The sequence below is a fragment of the Bacillus cereus group sp. BfR-BA-01408 genome, assembly GCF_022663305.1.
GTDB classification, from domain to species: domain Bacteria; phylum Bacillota; class Bacilli; order Bacillales; family Bacillaceae_G; genus Bacillus_A; species Bacillus_A pacificus.
The window spans coordinates 1-20,746 of sequence record NZ_JAKUFF010000035.1 but is presented as its reverse complement, the minus strand read 5'-3'; the positions used below and the strand labels follow the sequence as shown (position 1 = coordinate 20,746).

Below are 20,746 nucleotides of genomic sequence, written 5' to 3'. Positions count from 1 at the left end.
AAACATTTAATCATTGGGGTTTTGTCCATCCCCAATGATTATTAATTAATATGATGAGAAAAACACTCATAAAAATGAATCTACTTCTTTTTAAAGAGGTTCGATGTCTTACTATTATTCCTTACATCTCCATGAACATATATTTGATTTAAATAAAGAAAGGACTTTTCAATATGACTTATAAAATGATTGTTTTAGATTTAGATGATACTTTATTACGTGACGACCATACTATTTCACCTCGTACGAAAGAAGCTCTAATGACCGCACAAGAACAAGGTGTAAAAGTTGTACTTGCTTCCGGACGTCCAACGTTTGGTATGCGCAATGTAGCGAAAGAACTTTGTTTAGAAGAATACGGCAGTTTCATTCTATCTTTTAATGGCGCAAAAATTATTAACTGTAAAACAAACGAAGAAATCTTTAGTAGTACGCTATCTCCTGAAATCGTTCACAACCTATTTGAAATTAGTAAAACTGAAGATGTATGGATTCATACTTATATTGGCGATGATATCGTAACAGAAGAAAATAATCCTTATACTGAAATTGAGGGAGATATTACTGGTATGCCAATTGTTGTTGTAGATGACTTTAAAGCTGCTGTTAAAGAGCCAGTAGTAAAAGTATTAATGAATAAAGAAGCTGAACGCCTTGTTGAAGTAGAATCAAAACTACAAAAACAACTAGAAGGACAATTAAGCGTTATGCGTTCTAAACCATTCTTCTTAGAATTTACTGAAGCTGGTGTTACAAAAGGAACGAGCTTAAACCAACTGATTCAAAAACTTGGCATTAAGCGTGAAGAAGTTATCGCAATGGGCGATAGCTATAATGACCAAGCAATGATCGAATTCGCTGGTCTTGGTGTTGCAATGGGCAATGCACCTGATGATATTAAAGAAATTGCAAACTATGTAACAGATACAAATATGAACGATGGTGTAGCAAAGGTTGTAGAGAAGTTCGTACTAAAAAGAGAAGCACTTGTTTAATATTTTCATTCATAAAACCTATTTGAAGTCAAACACTTCAAATAGGTTTTTATTTAAATTACCATGCTTTTGTGACTATATTTTGAACTTTGCACTATTCTCGTAGTGTAAACTTTCTTTTTGTATATAATGAAACAAAATAGACTATTTTATTTTGAAAAAGAATACAAATTTACTATAAACAAGCATACGTTAAGGGAGGCCACTTTACATGTTATCTACACCAATCGGACGATTAAGAGCAATTGGACTTATTGAAGGGATTTCTTTCCTACTACTATTATTTGTAGCAATGCCATTAAAATATTTCGCAGGATTTGCAACAGCTGTTAAAATTACAGGCATGGCTCACGGTGTTTTATTTATTTTATTTATCTTCGCAGTAATTCAAGTAACAATCGTACATCGTAAATCAATTTTATGGGCACTTGGGGCATTCGTTTCATCGGTTATCCCATTTGGCACGTTTGTACTAGATGCAAAATTAAAGAACGAGCAACAATAATGAAAAGGTAGTTAACGACTGTTAACTACCTTTTTTATTTACAAATTTGGAATTTCCCAATCAATTTCCCTCTCGCCCATATTAGCTAAAATCGTATTTACTTTAGAGTATGGCTTACTTCCGAAGAAACCACGTCTTGCTGATAGTGGGCTTGGATGTACAGATTCGATAATGTGGTGCTTCGTATTTGTAATTAATTTTTTCTTCGCCTGTGCATGGCGTCCCCACAATATGAAAATAACTGGCTTTTCACGTTCATTTAATAGCTCAATTACGCGATCTGTGAAATGCTCCCATCCTTTTCCCTTATGAGAATTTGCTTCACCTTGTCGAACTGTTAATACAGTATTTAATAATAAAACGCCTTGCTCTGCCCACTTTACTAAATAACCGTTATTTGGAATATCATACCCATATTCATCTCGAAGTTCTTTATACATATTTAACAACGACGGTGGCGTTTTAATACCGGGTTGCACAGAAAAGCTTAAACCATGCGCTTGATTTGGTCCATGATATGGATCTTGTCCTAAAATAACGACCTTTGTATTTTCATAACTTGTATACTCTAGAGCGTTAAAAATATCTTCTTTCTTTGGGTAAACAACATGTGTACTGTACTCTTCTTTCAAAAAACCAGCTAGCTTACGATAATATTCTTTCTCAAATTCTGGTGCCAATAGTGGCCCCCAATCATTTTTTAAAACATTTTCCATGCTTTCACTTCCTGTCCAATTAATTCACCATATCCTGTTTTGTAAATACTACAAACGAAATAATAAGGGAAACAACTGCCCAAACCGTTAAATTCATTAAAGAAAACTCCATCGATAAACCTTGTAATGCAGGTAGTTTTCCTGATAAATAATCCGTTAATGATAAATTCACACTAAAAATATATTTCGCGCCTTCCCAAGATGTTGCGAACGAGCTTAAAATACCGCCTGCAATTAATGCAGCTAGCATAACGCCCATACCAGCTGGTGTATTACGAATTAAAACAGAGACCATAAATGATATAGTTCCGACAACGATAGCAACAAACCAAGCTAATCCATATGCCATCAAGATATATTGCCACTGCGGAATAAGATGTACAAAATTCGTATTTAACGTTTCCTTATCAATGACGAATCCTGTTAAAACAGGTAAATTCCATCCCGAGTATCCAAATACAAGCCCTGATAGTATGTAAGCAAACAAACCTACAAGAAACAGTATGAGCGAAATGAAAAATAACATCGTTACGTATTTACTAAGGAGTATTTTCCAGCGCCGAATCGGCCGCGTAAGTAACATCTTCATCGTCCCATCACTTCGTTCTCCTGAAACGATATCAATGGCGACAATCATTACGAGAAGCGGAATAAATAACGTAATCCCTTGTTCAATAAACGCTCTGACAAAAGTCGGTGCGCCCGGTGCCATCGGGTTAATATCATGATCTAAATAATATTGTTGCTGCTCAACTCTTACCTTTAACCAATCACGCCATTCTTCTGGCAACCTAGAATTGTTCAACCGGTTCTGAGAATCAACAATTTGCTGTTGTAATGAAACCTTCCAATCAGTTGTACCGAGCCTTTTCTGTGTCGTTTCTATTTCACGATACTGCGCGTACACAAAAAGTGGGATTAAGATTGCTAAAATAAGCATGACAACAAAAATACGTTTCTTGCGGTAAATCTTTTCTGATTCATTTAAAACTAGATTCGCAAATTCACGCATGCTGCTCCCCCCTTGTGAGTTCAATAAATAAATCTTCTAGCGTAAATACAAGTTCTTTAACGCTATGTACATCTATCTCGTTTTCTACAAAATGTTTATTCCAATTACTTATAGATGCGATATTCATACGGCATAGTAATCGATCACCTTCTATACTCACTTCTCTTACTTCCTCAGCATCTTCTAGCATATCTTTTGCTTTCCCAATCGGCGTAACAATCCATTCTACACGGTCACTTGCTGTTTTAATTAACTCTTCAACCTTGGCAACTGTTATCATCTTTCCTTTATGAATAATAGCAACGCGATCACATATCATTTGCACTTCACTTAGCAAATGACTGGAAATAAATACGCTCATATTTTCTTCTTTTACAAGCTTATGTATAAATTCCCTAAGCTCTCTAATTCCAGCTGGATCTAAACCGTTTGTCGGCTCATCTAATATGAGCAATTTAGGATTTCCAAGAAGCGCTTGTGCAATGCCAAGGCGCTGTTTCATACCGAGTGAGTATGTTTTTACCTTATCGTGAATTCTTTCATCCAAATGAACCATTTGAGCAATTTCCATAATACGTTCATCTGATATATCACCTAACATACGGGCAAATTGCTTTAAATTTTCCCATCCCGTTAAATATGTATACAACTCTGGGTTTTCAACGATACTCCCAATTTGACGCATCGCTTCTCTGAAATTTTCCTTAATCGAATAACCACCGATAGAAATTGTACCTTCTGTCGCCTTAATTAATCCGACTAACATTCGAATGGTAGTCGTCTTTCCAGCACCATTTGGTCCTAAGAAGCCGAACACTTCTCCTTGCGTTACATCAAAAGAAATATTCTCTACAAGAGTCTTATTTCCAATTACCTTCTTCACGTCTCGTACGGAAAGTATCGTCGTCATTTTACCCCTCCTTGTTCTAGTTTTAATTTACTTGCTACATTTTGAACTAATCGGTCCGCCATATATGTATACCCTATTTCATTCGGATGAAAATGATCGGAGTATAATAAATCTTTCCCACGGTTTTGGAACAAATCAAATGTCGGTGTAATATACACATTTTTATTATTTACCGCCAATTTTTCTAAAGATGCATTCCAGTCTATAACAATGTTTGAAGACCCCTTTAAATCTTCTACATCTTCAAAAGGATTATATAAACCTAGCCAAAAAATTGGGCTATCTGTATTTAACTTACGAATTTCTTCTATAATTTTCTTCGCTTCATTTTGGAATGTTTCCGTATCAGGACGATACGTTTCTAAATCTATCTTTCCAAGCGATTCCCAGCCTGGAAATAAATCATTTCCTCCAATCGTTAAAACGATTACATCTGCTTGTTTAATTGAATATTGAGCGCCACTACTCTCAATTTGTTTTAATAAGTCAGGCATTTTCGCACCACTAACAGCTAAGTTCGTTAAGGCAACCTTTTGCTTATAATCTTTTTGTAAATCTTCTTTCATCCGTCCAATATAGCCAATTCCTTCTTTATCACCAACACCGCGTGTTAATGAATCACCTAAACTAACGATTTGTAACGTTCCCGTTTTCTTTTTCTCCTTTGTCACTACATCGGTCTTTTTAATTAAATTTGAAGCTTTCGGATTTAATACATCATTTACACCTGAAACAAAGCCATATGCAAATAAACAGAAAGATGCAATTGTAATGAGTAGAATTACTTTAACTACTTTTGATCTCATATCAAAACCCCTTTTAGCCCTCATAGATTGTCCATAATTATACCAAACGCAATTTTGAAAAGCGATTTTCAAACCTTATCTATTATGTTGTTTCCCTATGTACTAATTGTGGCAATAACTCTACGTGCTTTATATCGATTTGCTTATCATTAATCTTTTCATATAATAATTCAAATGCCTTCACGCCAACATTTTTACTACAATATGAAATCGTCGTAATGCCTAAAATGTCTGCTACATCTTGATCATCACAACCGATAATCGTAATATCCTCTGGAATACGAATTCCTTGTTTTTTCGCTTCTGTTACCATCCCCGCTGCAATATGGTTGCAAGATACAAGAAACGCTGTTGGTTTTACTGACATAGAGGCCAATTCCCTAATTACATTACGCCCATCTTCCACCGTAAAACAGCCTTTAAACTTCCAAGCCTCTATCGGTGTTACAGCAATCTGTTGAAGCGAATCTTCATATGCTTGTTTTCTTCTTTGACTATTAATACTGTTACTTCTTCCAATGCAATACCCAATACTTGTATGGCCCGCATCTATTAAGCTCTTCATCCCGCGCGAAAACACTTTATAATAATCAATATGCACACTCGAAATGTAGTTCGAGTCTATTTCTTCACACATAACAATAGGACCAAATTTCGTATATTCTTCGAGCTTTTCCTTACTATTTGCCCGCGAACATATAATAACCCCATCAAGCTTTTTCATTTTTAACATATTCAAAATTTCTAATTCTCTTTCCTCGCTATAATTCGTCTGACAAAGCATCATATTATAATTATTCTTTGCTGTTTCCTTTGATATTCCCTCAATAATAGCACTATAATATTGGTCATTTACATGCGGTAATAAAACGCCAATGACATTCGTTTTCCCTTTCACTAAATGAATTGCATTCACATTTTGCGTATAGTTTAATTCTTCTATAATTGCTAAAATTTCTTTTCGCTTCTGTTCATTCACATATGGATGATTATTTAGTACACGTGAAACAGTTGAAACAGATACCCCAGCAAGTTCAGCAATCTTTCTTATATTCGTCATCTCATTTTCCCCTTCCCTGCAAAAATTCTCCCTTGACCTGGTAAGCTTTCCACAATATATCCTTTCCTAGCAAATACTTTTTGAAAGGATATACAACTATGCTTCGAGTCAAATTAGAACATATATTTTTCATTGGCGGTCTACTCATTCTCGCCATCGGCATTAATATGATGACGACAATTACTTCCTTTGGACTGAGCCCTTATGATTCCTTCTTTATTGCACTATATCAAAATTTTGGGATAAGTATCGGTTTTTGGATTTTCATGATTAACTTTGCTTTTACCCTTATCGTACTCTTTTGGAATAAAAAACAAATTACGATCGGTACAATTGTAACAATGGTTCTTATTTCTCTTTTTGTTGATTGGATCGGTTCCATTCCAACTATTATGGACGCTATCCGTTCTCTTCCAAAATATATAACACTTATTTGCGGAAATCTATTCGTTGGAGCTGGAATTGGTCTTTACGTCTCTACAAATCTTTGTGCAGCACCTCAAGAAGCTTTCGTTTTAACAGTTGCTGAGAAAAAGAAATGGACATTTAGAAGGACAGAAATTTCGTTAGCATTCTTATTTTTAACATTAAGCTTCTTATTAAATGGACCTATCTATTTTGGAACAATCATTTTATCCTTTACAACAGGCTGGATTATACAAGCATTTATTCAAGTTGGTACACAAATTTTAAATAGAAAAAAACCTATTAAGCAAGCTGCTTAATAGGTTTTTTTATTAGTAGAGATACTACTTAGCATCTCCTTCAATTCGGTAGTTTGCTTTCAAACAATCTATTTCTTCATACCCTTGCAACGTATGTAGAATATAATCATAATCAGCAAGAGAAGCACGATGCGTTACAATGACAATTTCAGCCTTTCCTTTCTCTTCAAGCGGCATTTGAATAATCTTTTCAAAGCTAACACCACGCTCAGAGAATAACGAAGTAATTTTTGCAAATACACCAATTTCATCTTTTACATGAAGTCTTAAAAATTTCTTTACAACAATTTCGTCTGGCTCTTTTAATACTTTTTGATATTGCGGGACTACAGTACTATTTCCTGTTACCCCTAATCTAATATTTTGCATTACAGCTACTAAATCAGAAACAACAGCTGTTGCTGTCGGTAAACTTCCTGCACCTGGTCCATAAAACATCGTTTCTCCAACTGCTTCACCATACACATATACAGCGTTATATTCGTTTTGCACGGCCGCAAGAGGATGTGTATTTGGGAGTAATGTCGGTTCAACTGTAACCTCTAATTTCTCACCATCTCGCTTCGCAAGACCGATTAATTTAATCGTGTATCCTAAACTCTTACTGTATTCAATATCTTCTTCTGTAATAGAAGTAATGCCTTTTACCTTCACATCTCCAAGCTCTACATTTGTAGAGAAACCAAGGGTAGCCAAAATCGTCATTTTTCTTGCTGCATCTAAACCTTCTACATCTGATGTTGGATCTGCTTCTGCAAATCCAAGTTGCTGAGCTTCTTTTAACACGTCGTTATATGCTCTCCCTTCATCTGACATTTTCGTCAAAATAAAATTTGTCGTTCCATTTACAATTCCCATTACTTTCGTAATAAGATCTGAAGAAAGTCCCTCTACGATACTTCGTAAAATCGGAATCCCTCCGGCTACACTTGCTTCATAAAACAAATCTGCTTTATTATCTTTTGCTACCGCTAACAGTTCCGCTCCATGTAACGCCATTAAATCTTTATTGGCAGTCACAACATGCTTCCCGCTTTGTAAAGCTTGTAAAATATACGATTTTGCGTCATCAATGCCACCCATCACTTCGATGACAACATCAATATTTGGATTATCTAAAATTTCATTTGCATTTTGCGTTAATAGAGTAGAAGGTACCTCTACTTCTCTCTCTTTTTCAATATTTTGTACTAGCACTTTCGTTACTTTTACAGGACAACCTACTTGGTGTATCAGTCGCTCTTGGTGATCTGTAATGATACGAACTACACCGCTACCAACTGTCCCAAGACCTAATAAGCCAACTTGAATTTCTTTCATAATACTGTCCACCCCTCAAAAATTGTGTTTAGATGAAATTATATGAGTAAAAAATCTGAAAAACAATGTTTTTAGAACATTCGGAAAAAATATAAGTTAACCATTGCAGAGAAAACGTTGCCACGTGTTACACAATCTTTTTTTATAATACATAAGGGGTTTCTTGATACACGTAATAATTTAGCCAATTAGAGAATAATAGATTTCCATGGCTTCTCCACCTTACAAGCGGCTTCTCATTTGGATTATCATGCTTAAAATAGTTTTTCGGCACATCAATATTTAACCCTTTGTCACGATCTCGTTCGTATTCTTGCTTTAACGTATCACAACTATATTCACTATGACCGAGCGCAAACACTTGTCTTCCTTCTTGCCCAATAACAAGATGAACACCCGCTTCCTCAGAGTTGGCTAATAACGTTAACTCCTTCACTTCTCTAATGTCACTCTCTCGTACTTCCGTATGACGAGAATGCGGGGCAAAAAATAATTCATCAAACCCTTGTAACAATTTCACATGTTGCTCACGAACTTCATGTTCAAATACACCAAACATTTTTTCCTTAAGAGGATACTTTTGAACACCATAATGATGATACAAACCAGCCTGTGCCCCCCAGCAAATATGAAGCGTAGATGTTACATTCGTTTTTGAATACTCCATAATACGTTTAAGCTCTTCCCAATAATCTACCTCTTCAAAAGAAAGGGTTTCAACTGGTGCTCCTGTAATAATGAGTCCATCAAATTTCTCATTCTCAATATCACGGAATGTTTTATAGAAACTCGTTAAATGTTCCTGTGCGACATTACGGGACAGGTGTGATTCCATATGAAGTAAATGTACATCTAATTGCAACGGTGTATTGCCAATTAAACGAAGTAATTGCGCTTCTGTTTCTTGCTTTGTAGGCATTAAGTTTAATATAGCAATTTTCAATGCCCGGATATCTTGTGTTTCTGCTCGCTCTTTTGTCATTACAAAAATATTTTCCTCCTGCAACACTTTGCGAGCTGGCAAATCTTTATCAATTATGATCGGCATGTTGTTTGCCTCCGACTAGCGCTGCTTCTAAATCTGCAATAATATCCGAAACATCTTCTATACCAACTGATAAACGAATTAAATCTGATGTGACGCCAGCTAAGCGCTGATCTTCGGCACTTAATTGTCTATGCGTTGTACTAGCAGGATGTATAACGCAAGTTCGCGCATCAGCCACATGCGTTACGAGAGTTGCTAGTTTTACATTTGCGATAAATTCTTTTGCTGCTTCTAATCCTCCCTTAATACCGAATGTTAAAACACCACTAGCACCTCTTTTCAAATACTTTTGTGCTAACGAGTAATTTTCATTACTATCTAATCCCGGATAGTTCACCCATTCAATACGTTCATGATCAGCAAGCCATTTAGCAACTGCAAGAGCATTTTCACTATGACGCTCCATTCGTAAATGCAATGTTTCTAAGCCGATATTGCTAATATACGCATTAAATGGGCTCATACAGTTTCCGTAGTCTCTTAATAATTGAACACGTGCCTTCACAATATAAGCTGCTGCACCAAAATTTTGAACGTAACTTACGCCGTGATAACTTGGATCCGGTTCAACTAGTTCAGGATATTTCCCGTTTGTCCAATCGAAGTTCCCTCCGTCAATAACAATGCCACCTAACGAACTTGCATGACCATCAATATATTTCGTCGTAGAATGAACGATAATATTTGCTCCATGTTCAAATGCTTGGCATAAATAAGGGGTTGCTAATGTATTATCCACGATAAAAGGTACTTCCAACTCTTTCGCTGCATCTGAAAGTTCTTTGAAATTTAAAACGTTCATCGCCGGATTTCCTAGCGATTCTGCATAAACGAGTTTCGTCTTATCATTAGCAAGGGCCACAATTTCATCAGCAGTTAAATTCGGATTAAAGAATGTAACATCGATACCAAGCTTACGCAAACTCACTCCAAATAAATTAAACGTCCCGCCATAAACTGTGGAAGAACAAAGCAAGTGGTCTCCGCTACTACAAATGTTTAAAACAGCAAGCATAATAGCAGCCTGCCCAGAAGCCGTTGCAACAGCTCCTACGCCACCCTCTAAATCTGCTAGCTTTTGCTCAAATGCAGCTAAAGTAGGATTTCCAATACGCGTATATATATATCCTTCTGCCTCTAAATTAAATAAGGCTGCTAAATCATCCGAAGTATCGTATTTATACGTTGTACTTTGATAAAGCGGTAAAACACGCGGTTCACCATTCTTTGGCGTATAGCCACCTTGCACGCAAATTGTTCCTTTCCCCCATGATTCTCCCATCTCTTATTCTCCTTTCTTTTATACAAAATAAAAAACTGCCCCTTTCCTGAAAACAAGAAAGGAGCAGTTTGAAAACACGCTCTAAAGGCTCTTTCTTATCTCTCAGGGTTTATTACCTGCAGGATTTGGCACAATTCCGTTATACGGCTGTTGCCAAGGTTTCATCGGGCCTGTCCCTCCACCTTTTCTTGATAAGACTATGCAATTACCGTTGATTTTATAGCAATAATTTCCTAATGTCAATCAGTTTTTCTGAATGTTCTAAATTAACTACAAGGAATTTAATGTACATAACAAAAGAAATATATTCTATATTCATTTGAAAAAGACCTTTTAAAACCTTCACTTAATTTACTATTACAAACGATTCGAGCAGGTGCTATCGGAAATGCATTTCTACTTCCAAAACACAATGAAACTACCAATAAAAAATAGGCAGTAGAGACGAAAGTTCCACTGCCTATTCTCATTACACATGTTGCTTCAATAACGCGTATAACTCTTCAAAATTTTGCACTTCATATGTTGGCACAATCTCGCTATTATTACATTTCTTTTCTGGATTAAACCAACAAGTATCAATTCCCGCTACATATCCACCTTTCATATCAGCGCTTAACGAATCCCCAATAATGAGCCCTTCTTCAGGAACAAAGTTAGGGATCCTTTCAAAAACATAATCAAAATACTCTTTCATCGGCTTTTGATAACCTGTATCTTCAGAAACGAAAATATCTTGAAACAAGGCATGTAACCCTGCATTACGTAATCGTTTATCTTGCGTCTTAGAAATACCGTTTGTCACTATATATAAATCGTACTCACTTTGAATTTGATTTATAAATTGTAAAGCACCTTCCATGAGCTGATTTCCTTCTTCTAAGTAACTGCGATAATTATTTTCGAATAATATCCCATCTACTTCTTCCCCGTATTCTTTAAACAAAATTGAAAATCGTGTATTTACAACTTCATCACGACTTATTTCACCTTCTTCAAAAGCAGTCCAAAGACTTTTATTAATTTTTTTATATTGCGCTTCAATTTCGCTAGTTAGAAACATCCCTTTCTCTTCAAAAAGCATACGTAATGCCGATTTTTCTGCCTTTTGAAAATCTAACAATGTATCATCTACATCGAATAATAATGTTTTATATTTTTTCATAAGCCCTTCACACTCTCTTTTCTACAAAAACAAATTTAAGTAAATCGTATCATTCTTTCTTGTAAAAATAATAGGAGATATCTCATACTAAACATGAGGTGAAAACATGAAAGTCAGCAGAAATAGCGAAGAAATCTCTCATTACATACAAACTTACAATTTCCATACTCTTTTTTCTTTTGATATCTTACCGTATGCTGAACTACATTCCTTTCAGAAAAGAGAAAAGATATGTAATGAAGGGGTCGATGTTCCTTATCTTTATTACTTAATTGCTGGGAAAGCAAAAATATATATGAGTCACAAAAACGGAAAGGTCTCCTTGATTAACTTTATTCAGGCACCTTCGTTCATTGGGGAATTAGGATTAATTGGCGTAGAATCTATTACGAAAACGGTGGAAGTAATTGAAGATTGTATATGCTTAGCGCTTCCTCTTAAGGATTGTCAGCATCTTTTGTTACAAGATGCTACCTTTCTACAGAAACTATGCAAATTTATCGGTGAGAAAACCATTACCCGAACAGAAAGTTATGCTAAAAATAATAGTTATCCGTTCGAAAATCGATTAGCGGCGTTTATTCTATTAACAGAACAAAATAACAGTTATATAGAAAAACATACCGAGGTTTCGGAATACTTAAATGTTAGCTACCGTCACCTTTTATATGTATTAAACCAATTTTGCCAACAAAATTACTTACGGAAAGATGGAAGAACCTATTACATACAAGATCGAATTCAGTTAGAAAAACTAGCTGACGAACTTAAAATATAAAAAAGTAGCATTAACGTTTATCTGTTAATGCTACTTTTTTGAGTGACGATTTTATTTTCAATTAAAATTTACTTGCTACTTTAGCTGCTTCTTCAAGACCAGCTGCAATGATTTCTTCTGCTTTATCTGGGAATTGATTATGTCCTTCAATAACTACTGTTTCCATGTTTGTTGCACCGAAGAAGCCCATCATGCTTGCTACATATTTAACAGCCATTTCTACTTCAGCTGCTGGACCTTCAGAATATACACCGCCGCGCGCGTTTAATAATGCAATCTTCTTATCACCAATTAAACCAACTGGGCCTTCTGGCGTATATTTAAATGTTTTACCAGCTCGGTTTAAATAGTCAATATATGTGTGTAATACTGCTGGAATCGTTAAGTTCCATAATGGGAAACCGAAAACGACTTTATCAGCTTCTAGGAATTGATTTAAATACTTATCAGCAACTGCTACTGCTTTTGCTTCCTCTTCCGTTAAATCAAATCCTTTACCTGCTTTGAATGTACCATTAATCATATCTACGCCTACATATGGTAATTCTTCTTTATATAAATCAAGTTCTACTACTGTATCATTTGGATGTGCTTCTTTATAGTTCGCTAAAAATGCCTCGTATAATTTCACACTAACTGCTTGTTCCGCTGGGCGGTTGTTTGCTTTTACAAATAAAACTGTTGCCATTGTTTTTCCTCCTACTACTCACTCTTATGTTGTTATATGCTTTTAAAAAGGTATCCCTTGTAATTGTTGTTTTGTTGCTTACAAACATATTTTATCTTTATATCAAGACAATTTCGTCCTCACATAGACGTATTTTTCCATAAAAAAAGTCCACCTTCTAAAGGCGAACTAGGTCTTACGACTTTCGTCTTATACAACTCCATTTTTCACTGCATATAATGCCGCTTGCGTACGATCAGATAAATTCAACTTACTCAAAATACTACTTACATGAGCTTTTACCGTTTTTTCTGTAATAACTAAAACAGAAGCGATTTCTTTATTACTCATCCCTTTCGCTAATAGCTGCAATACTTCATTTTCTCTCGCTGTTAGCACATCCACTTGAATAGAAGGCTCTTCTTCTTTTTCTTCTACAGGTAATGTTTGAGAGAGAAGAGCATTTGCTATATCAGGATGTAATTGAATATTACCTTTATATGCACTTCGAATAGCCTCAACAAGCTGATCCGGTTCTACATCTTTTAAAATATACCCGCTTGCTCCAGCCCTTAATGCTGGTAACACATGCGCCTGATCAGAAAAGCTAGTTAATACAATTACTTTCACATCTGGATATTCTTTTTTAATACACGCTGTCGCCTCAACACCATCCATTTCGGGCATATATAAATCCATTAGTACAACATCAGGATTCGTCTCCCCTACTTTTATTAGTGCCTCTTTCCCATTGCTTGCTTCTCCAACTAACTCTATATCTTCCTGTGTACTTAAGAAAAATGCTAATCCTTTTAAAACGACTGTATGATCATCCACTAACAATACTTTTATTTTCACAAACTTCCCTCATTTTCACATCATAATGGTACGTTTACTTTTACACTTGTTCTTTTTTTATCACTTACAACTTTAATTGTTCCACCGATTAATTCTACTCTTTCGCGCATCGTAGTCATGCCAAGTGATTTCTTCTCTTTTATATCCTTTTCTACAAAGCCGTTTCCTTGATCTACTATTTCTAATGATACATTCTTCTCCGTCACTTTGAAATAAATCGTCGCTTCTCTAACATTCGCATGCTTACTTACATTATTTAAAGCTTCTTGTCCAATTCTCCATAGCGCTTCCTCTACTACACGTGGTAAATCACGGACACCTGTAACTTGTTCCCGAATTTTCAATCCCAAACTTTCACCATATTGCTTTAAAGCTGGTAATAACCCTTTCTCTAAACCCGCTGGACGTAGTTGCCAAATTAACGTCCTCATTTCTTTTAAAGCTCCTTGCGCTAGTTCACGTATATCATGCAAAGATCGATCCACTTTTTCATTTTGACCTTTTAAAACTGCCTCAGCGCCTTTTGTCATAAAGGTTAACGAAAATAGCTTTTGTGAGACGGAATCATGTAAATCCCTTGCTAACCGATTTCTTTCTTCCATTCGTACAAGTTCACGCCGTTGCTCATTTAACCTTAAATTTTCTATCACGAAGGAAATATGATTTGTAATTGCTTGAAGTACATCTATTGTATTCACATCAAATTCACCATTATTTGAACTAACACATAAAACACCAAATATGTGAGTTTGAATCTGTATTGGTGTAGCAATAACCGTCCTATTAGAGGCTACCTTATGACTGACTTGATGATTTAATAAAATAGGTTCACCTTTTTCTAATGCTTCTTTCGCTGCTTTTTTTATATCCTCTTGCAATTCTTCCTGGCAATAAGATGCCCGCAAGGATAATTCTTTCTCTTCCCTAATAAAGAATGCGACTTGATTCCACTGAAACACTTCACCTAATTGATCTACAACTTTTTCAGGCAATATATTAAATTGATGAATCGTTCTTAAAACTTGAATGAACCGTTCTAATTTCACATAATAATGTGCTCTTCGCTTTTCATTTTCATATAACTTTGCTCGTTTTAAAGCCGTTCCAATTTGGAAGGCAACTGATTGAAGCAATACTAATTCTTCTTCTGAAAAATGTGTTTTACCTGGGCTTGCCACATTTAACAAACCAAATTTTTCTCCTCCAGCCTTTAAAGGAACCGTAGCATGATGAAGAATTCCTTCTGTATCTCCCCAATTATATTCAATTGCATTATTAATTCTTTTACATTCAATAATATTAACAGCTCGTTCTAATTTTCCATCAACAAAGCCACGTAAACACCAACATTCCCCTTCACACATCGGACGTTTGTTTTCATATGTAAGTGCCTCTGGTAATTGATAATCAATTAATTTTGTATACCTACCATCTTCATCCGCAAGAAATATCCATCCTGTCGTTAAACCTGTTACACTCAGCAATTTTTCTAGTACTGCTTGCAATACATGATATGTATCATTTGATGTATTTAATGTTTCTGCAATCTCTTTTAATATAACTAATTCATTTGTACGATTCTCTTGAAACATAATTCGTCTCCTACATACAAGATTTTACATAGTTCCTAACATAAATCATCTACTTTTCACTTTGTACTTATTCGTAACATTGATATAATGGTGAAAACATAGTTTTCATTATATCACCTGAGGGGGCTTTTCATAATGACATTAAATAAAGCACTTACTATCGCTGGTTCTGACACAAGTGGCGGTGCTGGTATACAAGCAGATTTAAAAACATTCCAAGAACTTGGTGTGTACGGAATGACATCTCTTACGACAATCGTAACGATGGATCCACATAACGGTTGGGCACATAACGTATTTCCAATCCCAGCTTCTACATTAAAACCACAATTAGAAACGACAATTGAGGGAGTTGGCGTAGATGCTTTAAAAACAGGTATGCTTGGATCAGTAGAAATTATTGAAATGGTTGCAGAAACAATCGAAAAACATAATTTCAAAAATGTAGTAGTTGACCCTGTTATGGTATGTAAAGGGGCTGATGAAGCATTACATCCTGAAACGAATGATTGCTTACGTGACGTTCTTGTTCCAAAGGCATTAGTTGTCACACCAAACTTATTTGAAGCTTACCAATTAAGTGGCGTAAAGATTAATTCTCTTGAAGACATGAAAGAAGCAGCGAAAAAAATCCATGCTTTAGGTGCGAAGTATGTCCTAATTAAAGGCGGTAGCAAGCTTGGTACTGAAACTGCAATCGACGTTCTATATGATGGAGAGACATTCGACATTCTAGAATCAGAAAAAATTGATACGACAAATACACACGGCGCAGGTTGCACATATTCTGCTGCAATTACAGCAGAACTTGCAAAAGGAAAACCTGTGAAAGAAGCAGTAAAAACTGCTAAAGAATTTATCACAGCTGCTATCCGTTATTCATTCAAGATCAACGAATACGTAGGCCCAACACATCACGGTGCATATCGTAAATTCGTTGTATCAAAAGAGCTTGTCTAACTTATAAATAAAAACACCCACAGAGTGTGTATTTCCCTCTCTGTGGGTGTTTTTATTTATAAGCTCTTCTGGTCATCCTATCTTTAAGATGCGGAACTAACCTGATTTCTACCATTTCTTTTGGAGTAATATAATGCATCATCGGCAGCTTGAATAAATTGCTCTGGTGATTCTTCATATACTGAAACGCCTACTGAAACTGTAATTTTTATTTTTGTTCCATTTAACAATTCGAATGAATGGTTTTCAACAGCTGTGCGAACTTTTTCCCCCGTATGCATTCCGTAAGCTAATCCCTTCTTTGGTATCAAAAGCGCGAACTCTTCTCCACCTTTTCGAAAGGACAAATTTGGGAACGGTGAAACTTCCCTTAAAATACTACCTATTTGTTTTAACACTTCATCTCCTGCAGGATGCCCATACGTATCATTTACACACTTAAAATGATCAATATCTATAAGTAGTAAACAAAGTGAATCATTTTTCATACGCTTATTACCAATATGATGATTCATTTCTAAATCAAACTGCCTTACATTTCCTAAACCTGTCAATGCATCTATCGTTGCATATTGCTTCATCTTTTGAAATAACTCATTGGATTGTAATACATAATTTGCGCTTATAAATGTTATATAGCCTGTAATAATACTAGAAACCAAATATAATCCCACTATGTGAATATCTTTGATTAACCATATATATAGTGAGGGAATTAGAATAGATAAAATATATGTATGTAACCATACCCATTTTTCTCCTAGAGAAAGTTTTAGACGCGAAATAAAGATACTACCTATCCCTATCGCAATAATTGTATAAAAAGCTACTTGAGAAGCTAATGAATAATCCATAAATACTAACCTAGTTACTAAAATCATACTAACAGCTATAGTACTCGCTATTGGGCCACCAATTATAACGGCCAGAATAACAGCTAAGTAGCGTAAATCCAATAGGATGGTACCAACATGAACACCGAAATACATTAGTAATATACCTAATATTCCAGTAAGAATACCTACTACACATTTCTGCCAAAAAGAGAACCCTTCTTCTAACGGTTTATCTCTTAAAAGCTGACCTCCAATGAAAATAAAGGAAAGAATAATGGTTGTGTTTACAAATAAGTCCTTTAACATAAAATAATCTCCCTACTTTTCTATCTATCCCTTTCCTTATTTTATTGTATACGAAATACCTATAATTCCCAAAGATTTTTATTTATTTTTTGCTGTTCCACGTGAAACAGCAAAAAATAAAAAGGACGAAAATTCGTCCTTTTCACTAACAACAGCGCGAGATTTTTCCGCCCTTTGCATTAAATCTTGCTTCTTGCGCTTCTGCAAAAAATTGTTTTTGACATACAACTTCTTCTTCTGGATGATGCTTTTTCATATGCTCTACATATGTTTCATAGCTTGGTACCCCAACAAGTAAGCTAATAAAGTGTTTCCTTTGTCCCCATACTTGCCGTAGTCTTTTAAGCATAGTTCCTCGACTCACTTTCATCTCTAGGGATATATGGTGCCTCTTTTAGCGGCATCGGCTTATTTCTTAATACTTGAATCCAAATTCGAATTGCAGAAATTAATACAGCGATTACAACGATCATAAAAATCCCACAAAGTGCCGCATCAATATAATCATTGAAAATAATTTGCTTCATTTGGGCAACATTTTTAGCTGGCGCTAACACTTTCCCTTCATCTAATGCTCCTTGAAACACCTTTGCGTGGGATAGAAATCCTATTTTAGGGTTTTCATGAAATAGCTTTTGATAACCCGCTGTCATCGTTACAATAAGCAATCCGACAGTTGGAATAAGCGTCACCCAAACATATACCTTTTTTCCCATTTTGAATAAAATTGTCGTTCCAAGTAATAATGCAATACCTGCTAACATTTGATTTGCAATACCGAAAAGTGGCCATAATGTATTAATTCCACCAAGTGGATCAACTACCCCTTGATATAAGAAATAACCCCATCCTAATACACATAACGTTGTAGCTATTACATTCGCGAATGTAGAATCCGTTTTCCCAAATGGCTTATACACATGCCCTAAAATATCTTGAATCATAAATCGGCCGACACGCGTTCCAGCATCAATTGTTGTTAAAATGAATAGTGCTTCAAAGAGAATCGCAAAATGATACCAAAATGCCATCATGGCCGTTCCACCTATTACTTGTGAGAAAATATATGCCATACCTATCGCTAACGTTGGTGCACCACCTGTACGTGATAAAATCGTTTGCTCTCCAACGTTTACAGCGAGATCTTTTAGTTCATTTGGTGTAATAGCAAATCCCCATGAGGAAATAACTTGAGCTGCCTGCGAGACATCTGTACCGATAAGTGCTGCAGGACTATTAATTGCAAAATACGTTCCCGGTGTTAATACACAAGCTGCAATCATCGCCATCGCCGCTACAAACGACTCCATTAACATTGCTCCATAACCGATTGGCTGTGCGTGTCCCTCTTGCTCAATCATCTTCGGCGTCGTACCTGATGAAACAAGAGCATGGAATCCAGACACTGCACCACAAGCAATAGTAATAAATAAGAACGGGAATAAGTTTCCAGAGAACACAGGACCAGTTCCATCAATAAATTTCGAAACTGCTGGCATTTGTAAATCTGGTGCTACAATTAAAATACCGATTGCCAATCCTACAATTGTTCCGACTTTTAAAAATGTACTTAAATAATCACGTGGTGCTAAAAGCATCCAAACTGGTAATGCCGATGCGATAAACCCATATACAATAAGCATTATAGCAATTGTTTCTCCGCTAAACGTGAACATGCTTGCAAGCGCTGGATTTTCCGCTACATACTGCCCTCCAATAAGAGACAGTATAAGTAGGATAATTCCAATTACTGACCCTTCACCAACCCGTCCAGGCCTAATGTAGCGCATATATACTCCCATTAAAATAGCAATAGGAATCGTCGCTGCTATCGTAAACATTCCCCAAGGGCTTCCGACAAGCGCCTTTACTACTACTAATGCTAATACTGCTAATAAAATAATCATAATGCCTAAAATACCAATCATTGCAATAAGTCCTGTAACAGGACCAATCTCATCTTTAATCATTTCACCGAGAGATTTACCATTACGTCTCATCGAAGCAAATAAAATGACAAAATCTTGCACAGCTCCAGCGACAACTACCCCTACAATAATCCATATTGTCCCTGGCAAATATCCCATTTGTGCCGCCAAAATCGGTCCTACTAAAGGCCCAGCCCCAGCGATTGCTGCAAAATGATGCCCAAATAATACCCATTTATTTGTCGGAACATAATCTTTTCCATCATTTAATGTATGAGCTGGCGTTTGCCGATTATTATCTAAACCGAATACCTTTCTCGCTATAAATCTACTATAAAAGCGATAAGCAACTGCATACACACATACCGCAGCTACTAAGAGCCATACAGCATTAATAGTTTCACCTTGTGATAAAGCTATTACACCAAAAGCACCGGCTCCTACTGCTGCAATAACTCCCCAAAGTAAAATTGACTTCACTGTTCTCACATACAATCCCCCCAATACTATTTCTTAGTGGGATTGTACTAAATTTTCTGAATATTTAATTTGAATCCTCCCTATCATGAAGGATTTTTAGTTTATCATGTTAAAAAATTCGCATTATCTGCTATAATTCAATTTTATTTCGAAGTCGTTTCACATAATTACGACTTACTGGAATCGGTTGCTCATCATATTTATCTAAATACAGATTATATGTGCCATTATAGTAAGGCTTTAACTCTTGTACATATGACATATTAATTAAATAACTTTTATGCACCCGTAAAAAATCATATGCATTTAGCTTATTTTCTAGCTCCTGGAGTGTATATGTTGAAATATACTGATTATTTGTTGTATAAATTGAAACTGTTTTGTTTTCCTTATTTTTGCTTACATATACAATATCTTCAGGGAAAATATACCGAATCCCCTCTTGACCTTCTATCGGTAGTTTACGCAAATAGCTCTTTGCTTTCTCACCTTGCTCTTTAGCCATTCTATATAAAAGGAATTGCAAATCTTCCTCGCGGAATGGGCGTAGTAAATAATAAACTGCTTGAAAACGAAATGCTGTAATGGACTCTTCTATATCTTCACCCATAAAAATAAATTTCGTATAACAATTTACTTCCCGTAATAAACTCGCATATTCAAAACCCGTTCCATCTAGTAATTTTGAATTTAAAAAAACAAAATCTGGTGTATGCTTCTTCATCATAAATAATGATTCTGTTCCTGTATTTGCTTCAAAACATTCTACATTCCTTATATTTTCAGTAAATTTTTCA

General features: G+C 35.6%; 21 protein-coding genes and 1 riboswitch. Of the genes, 5 read left to right on the top strand and 16 right to left on the bottom strand.

What is annotated here, in order from left to right; translation table 11 throughout:
- Positions 1-173: 173 nt before the first annotated feature.
- A complete protein-coding gene (locus MR083_RS15480; protein WP_242269553.1) occupies positions 174-995 on the top strand; it encodes a Cof-type HAD-IIB family hydrolase in 822 nt (273 codons plus the stop codon).
- A gap of 211 nt (positions 996-1,206) precedes the next feature.
- Entirely contained in the window at positions 1,207-1,500 is a 294-nt protein-coding gene (locus MR083_RS15475; protein WP_000953390.1) for a DUF3817 domain-containing protein, read from the top strand.
- A 38-nt stretch (positions 1,501-1,538) separates the two neighbouring features.
- Here the strand turns inward: MR083_RS15475 and MR083_RS15470 are convergent, their stop codons facing one another.
- Genes MR083_RS15470 through MR083_RS15450 form a run of 5 tightly spaced genes read right to left on the bottom strand, consistent with a single transcriptional unit; the run spans position 1,539 to position 6,004 of the window.
- On the bottom strand, positions 1,539-2,216 hold the full coding sequence (locus tag MR083_RS15470; protein ID WP_000432538.1) for a uracil-DNA glycosylase: 678 nt from the start codon (positions 2,214-2,216) through the stop codon (positions 1,539-1,541).
- Positions 2,217-2,235: 19 nt separating this feature from the next.
- Positions 2,236-3,228, bottom strand: a complete 993-nt coding sequence (locus tag MR083_RS15465; RefSeq protein ID WP_001206473.1) for an ABC transporter permease subunit — start codon at positions 3,226-3,228, stop codon at positions 2,236-2,238.
- Positions 3,221-4,138 carry an ABC transporter ATP-binding protein gene (locus MR083_RS15460; RefSeq protein WP_000207752.1) on the bottom strand — a complete coding sequence of 306 codons (918 nt, stop codon included), beginning with the start codon at positions 4,136-4,138 and terminating at the stop codon, positions 3,221-3,223. The genes MR083_RS15465 and MR083_RS15460 overlap by 8 nt, the downstream gene beginning before the upstream one ends.
- A complete protein-coding gene (locus MR083_RS15455; protein ID WP_116733336.1) occupies positions 4,135-5,016 on the bottom strand; it encodes an SGNH/GDSL hydrolase family protein in 882 nt (293 codons plus the stop codon). Before MR083_RS15455 ends, MR083_RS15460 begins: the two co-directional genes overlap by 4 nt.
- A 10-nt stretch (positions 5,017-5,026) precedes the next feature.
- Positions 5,027-6,004, bottom strand: a complete 978-nt coding sequence (locus MR083_RS15450; protein ID WP_000181973.1) for a LacI family DNA-binding transcriptional regulator — start codon at positions 6,002-6,004, stop codon at positions 5,027-5,029.
- A 98-nt stretch (positions 6,005-6,102) separates the two neighbouring features.
- Here MR083_RS15450 and MR083_RS15445 point away from each other — a divergent pair, with 98 nt between their 5' ends.
- Positions 6,103-6,729, top strand: coding sequence for a YczE/YyaS/YitT family protein (locus MR083_RS15445; protein ID WP_242269552.1), 627 nt, complete (start codon positions 6,103-6,105; stop codon positions 6,727-6,729).
- 24 nt (positions 6,730-6,753) lie between these two features.
- Here MR083_RS15445 and MR083_RS15440 read toward each other — a convergent pair whose 3' ends face one another.
- The 4 genes from MR083_RS15440 to MR083_RS15425 all read right to left on the bottom strand — a co-directional run bounded on the left by MR083_RS15440 (position 6,754) and on the right by MR083_RS15425 (position 11,544).
- Positions 6,754-8,049 carry a homoserine dehydrogenase gene (locus MR083_RS15440; RefSeq protein ID WP_242269551.1) on the bottom strand — a complete coding sequence of 432 codons (1,296 nt, stop codon included), beginning with the start codon at positions 8,047-8,049 and terminating at the stop codon, positions 6,754-6,756.
- Between the two features lie 142 nt (positions 8,050-8,191).
- Positions 8,192-9,097, bottom strand: coding sequence for a homoserine O-acetyltransferase MetA (gene metA, locus MR083_RS15435; RefSeq protein WP_001121522.1), 906 nt, complete (start codon positions 9,095-9,097; stop codon positions 8,192-8,194).
- The gene (locus MR083_RS15430) at positions 9,081-10,379 is read right to left on the bottom strand and encodes a bifunctional O-acetylhomoserine aminocarboxypropyltransferase/cysteine synthase (protein ID WP_000504755.1); all 1,299 of its coding nucleotides are present in this window, start codon (positions 10,377-10,379) and stop codon (positions 9,081-9,083) included. Before MR083_RS15430 ends, metA begins: the two co-directional genes overlap by 17 nt.
- Before the next feature lie 92 nt (positions 10,380-10,471).
- A riboswitch (SAM riboswitch) is annotated at positions 10,472-10,577 on the bottom strand.
- Between the two features lie 271 nt (positions 10,578-10,848).
- The gene (locus tag MR083_RS15425) at positions 10,849-11,544 is read right to left on the bottom strand and encodes a YjjG family noncanonical pyrimidine nucleotidase (protein WP_000760168.1); all 696 of its coding nucleotides are present in this window, start codon (positions 11,542-11,544) and stop codon (positions 10,849-10,851) included.
- Between the two features lie 106 nt (positions 11,545-11,650).
- Between MR083_RS15425 and MR083_RS15420 the strand changes: the two genes are divergently transcribed.
- A complete protein-coding gene (locus MR083_RS15420; RefSeq protein ID WP_000868835.1) occupies positions 11,651-12,322 on the top strand; it encodes a transcriptional regulator YeiL in 672 nt (223 codons plus the stop codon).
- A 61-nt stretch (positions 12,323-12,383) separates the two neighbouring features.
- On the opposite strand, the gene MR083_RS15415 is transcribed toward MR083_RS15420, so the two are convergent.
- The 3 genes from MR083_RS15415 to MR083_RS15405 all read right to left on the bottom strand — a co-directional run bounded on the left by MR083_RS15415 (position 12,384) and on the right by MR083_RS15405 (position 15,439).
- A complete protein-coding gene (locus MR083_RS15415) occupies positions 12,384-13,010 on the bottom strand; it encodes an FMN-dependent NADH-azoreductase (protein ID WP_000246724.1) in 627 nt (208 codons plus the stop codon).
- 189 nt (positions 13,011-13,199) lie between these two features.
- The gene (locus MR083_RS15410) at positions 13,200-13,847 is read right to left on the bottom strand and encodes a response regulator (protein WP_000695782.1); all 648 of its coding nucleotides are present in this window, start codon (positions 13,845-13,847) and stop codon (positions 13,200-13,202) included.
- 20 nt (positions 13,848-13,867) lie between these two features.
- Positions 13,868-15,439, bottom strand: a complete 1,572-nt coding sequence (locus MR083_RS15405) for a GAF domain-containing sensor histidine kinase (RefSeq protein WP_242269550.1) — start codon at positions 15,437-15,439, stop codon at positions 13,868-13,870.
- A gap of 135 nt (positions 15,440-15,574) precedes the next feature.
- On the opposite strand from MR083_RS15405, the gene pdxK reads away from it, so the two are divergent.
- Positions 15,575-16,399 carry a pyridoxine/pyridoxal/pyridoxamine kinase gene (pdxK, locus tag MR083_RS15400; RefSeq protein WP_000174249.1) on the top strand — a complete coding sequence of 275 codons (825 nt, stop codon included), beginning with the start codon at positions 15,575-15,577 and terminating at the stop codon, positions 16,397-16,399.
- Between the two features lie 83 nt (positions 16,400-16,482).
- Here the strand turns inward: pdxK and MR083_RS15395 are convergent, their stop codons facing one another.
- The 4 genes from MR083_RS15395 to MR083_RS15380 all read right to left on the bottom strand — a co-directional run.
- Positions 16,483-17,541, bottom strand: coding sequence for a GGDEF domain-containing protein (locus tag MR083_RS15395; protein WP_000910188.1), 1,059 nt, complete (start codon positions 17,539-17,541; stop codon positions 16,483-16,485).
- Between the two features lie 145 nt (positions 17,542-17,686).
- Positions 17,687-17,890, bottom strand: coding sequence for a YbdD/YjiX family protein (locus tag MR083_RS15390; RefSeq protein ID WP_000919824.1), 204 nt, complete (start codon positions 17,888-17,890; stop codon positions 17,687-17,689).
- Positions 17,883-19,958, bottom strand: coding sequence for a carbon starvation CstA family protein (gene cstA / locus MR083_RS15385; protein WP_242269549.1), 2,076 nt, complete (start codon positions 19,956-19,958; stop codon positions 17,883-17,885). The genes MR083_RS15390 and cstA overlap by 8 nt, the downstream gene beginning before the upstream one ends.
- Positions 19,959-20,079: 121 nt before the next feature.
- Positions 20,080-20,746 (bottom strand): LytR/AlgR family response regulator transcription factor (locus MR083_RS15380; protein ID WP_242269548.1); only part of this gene is annotated, 667 nt, incomplete at its 5' end.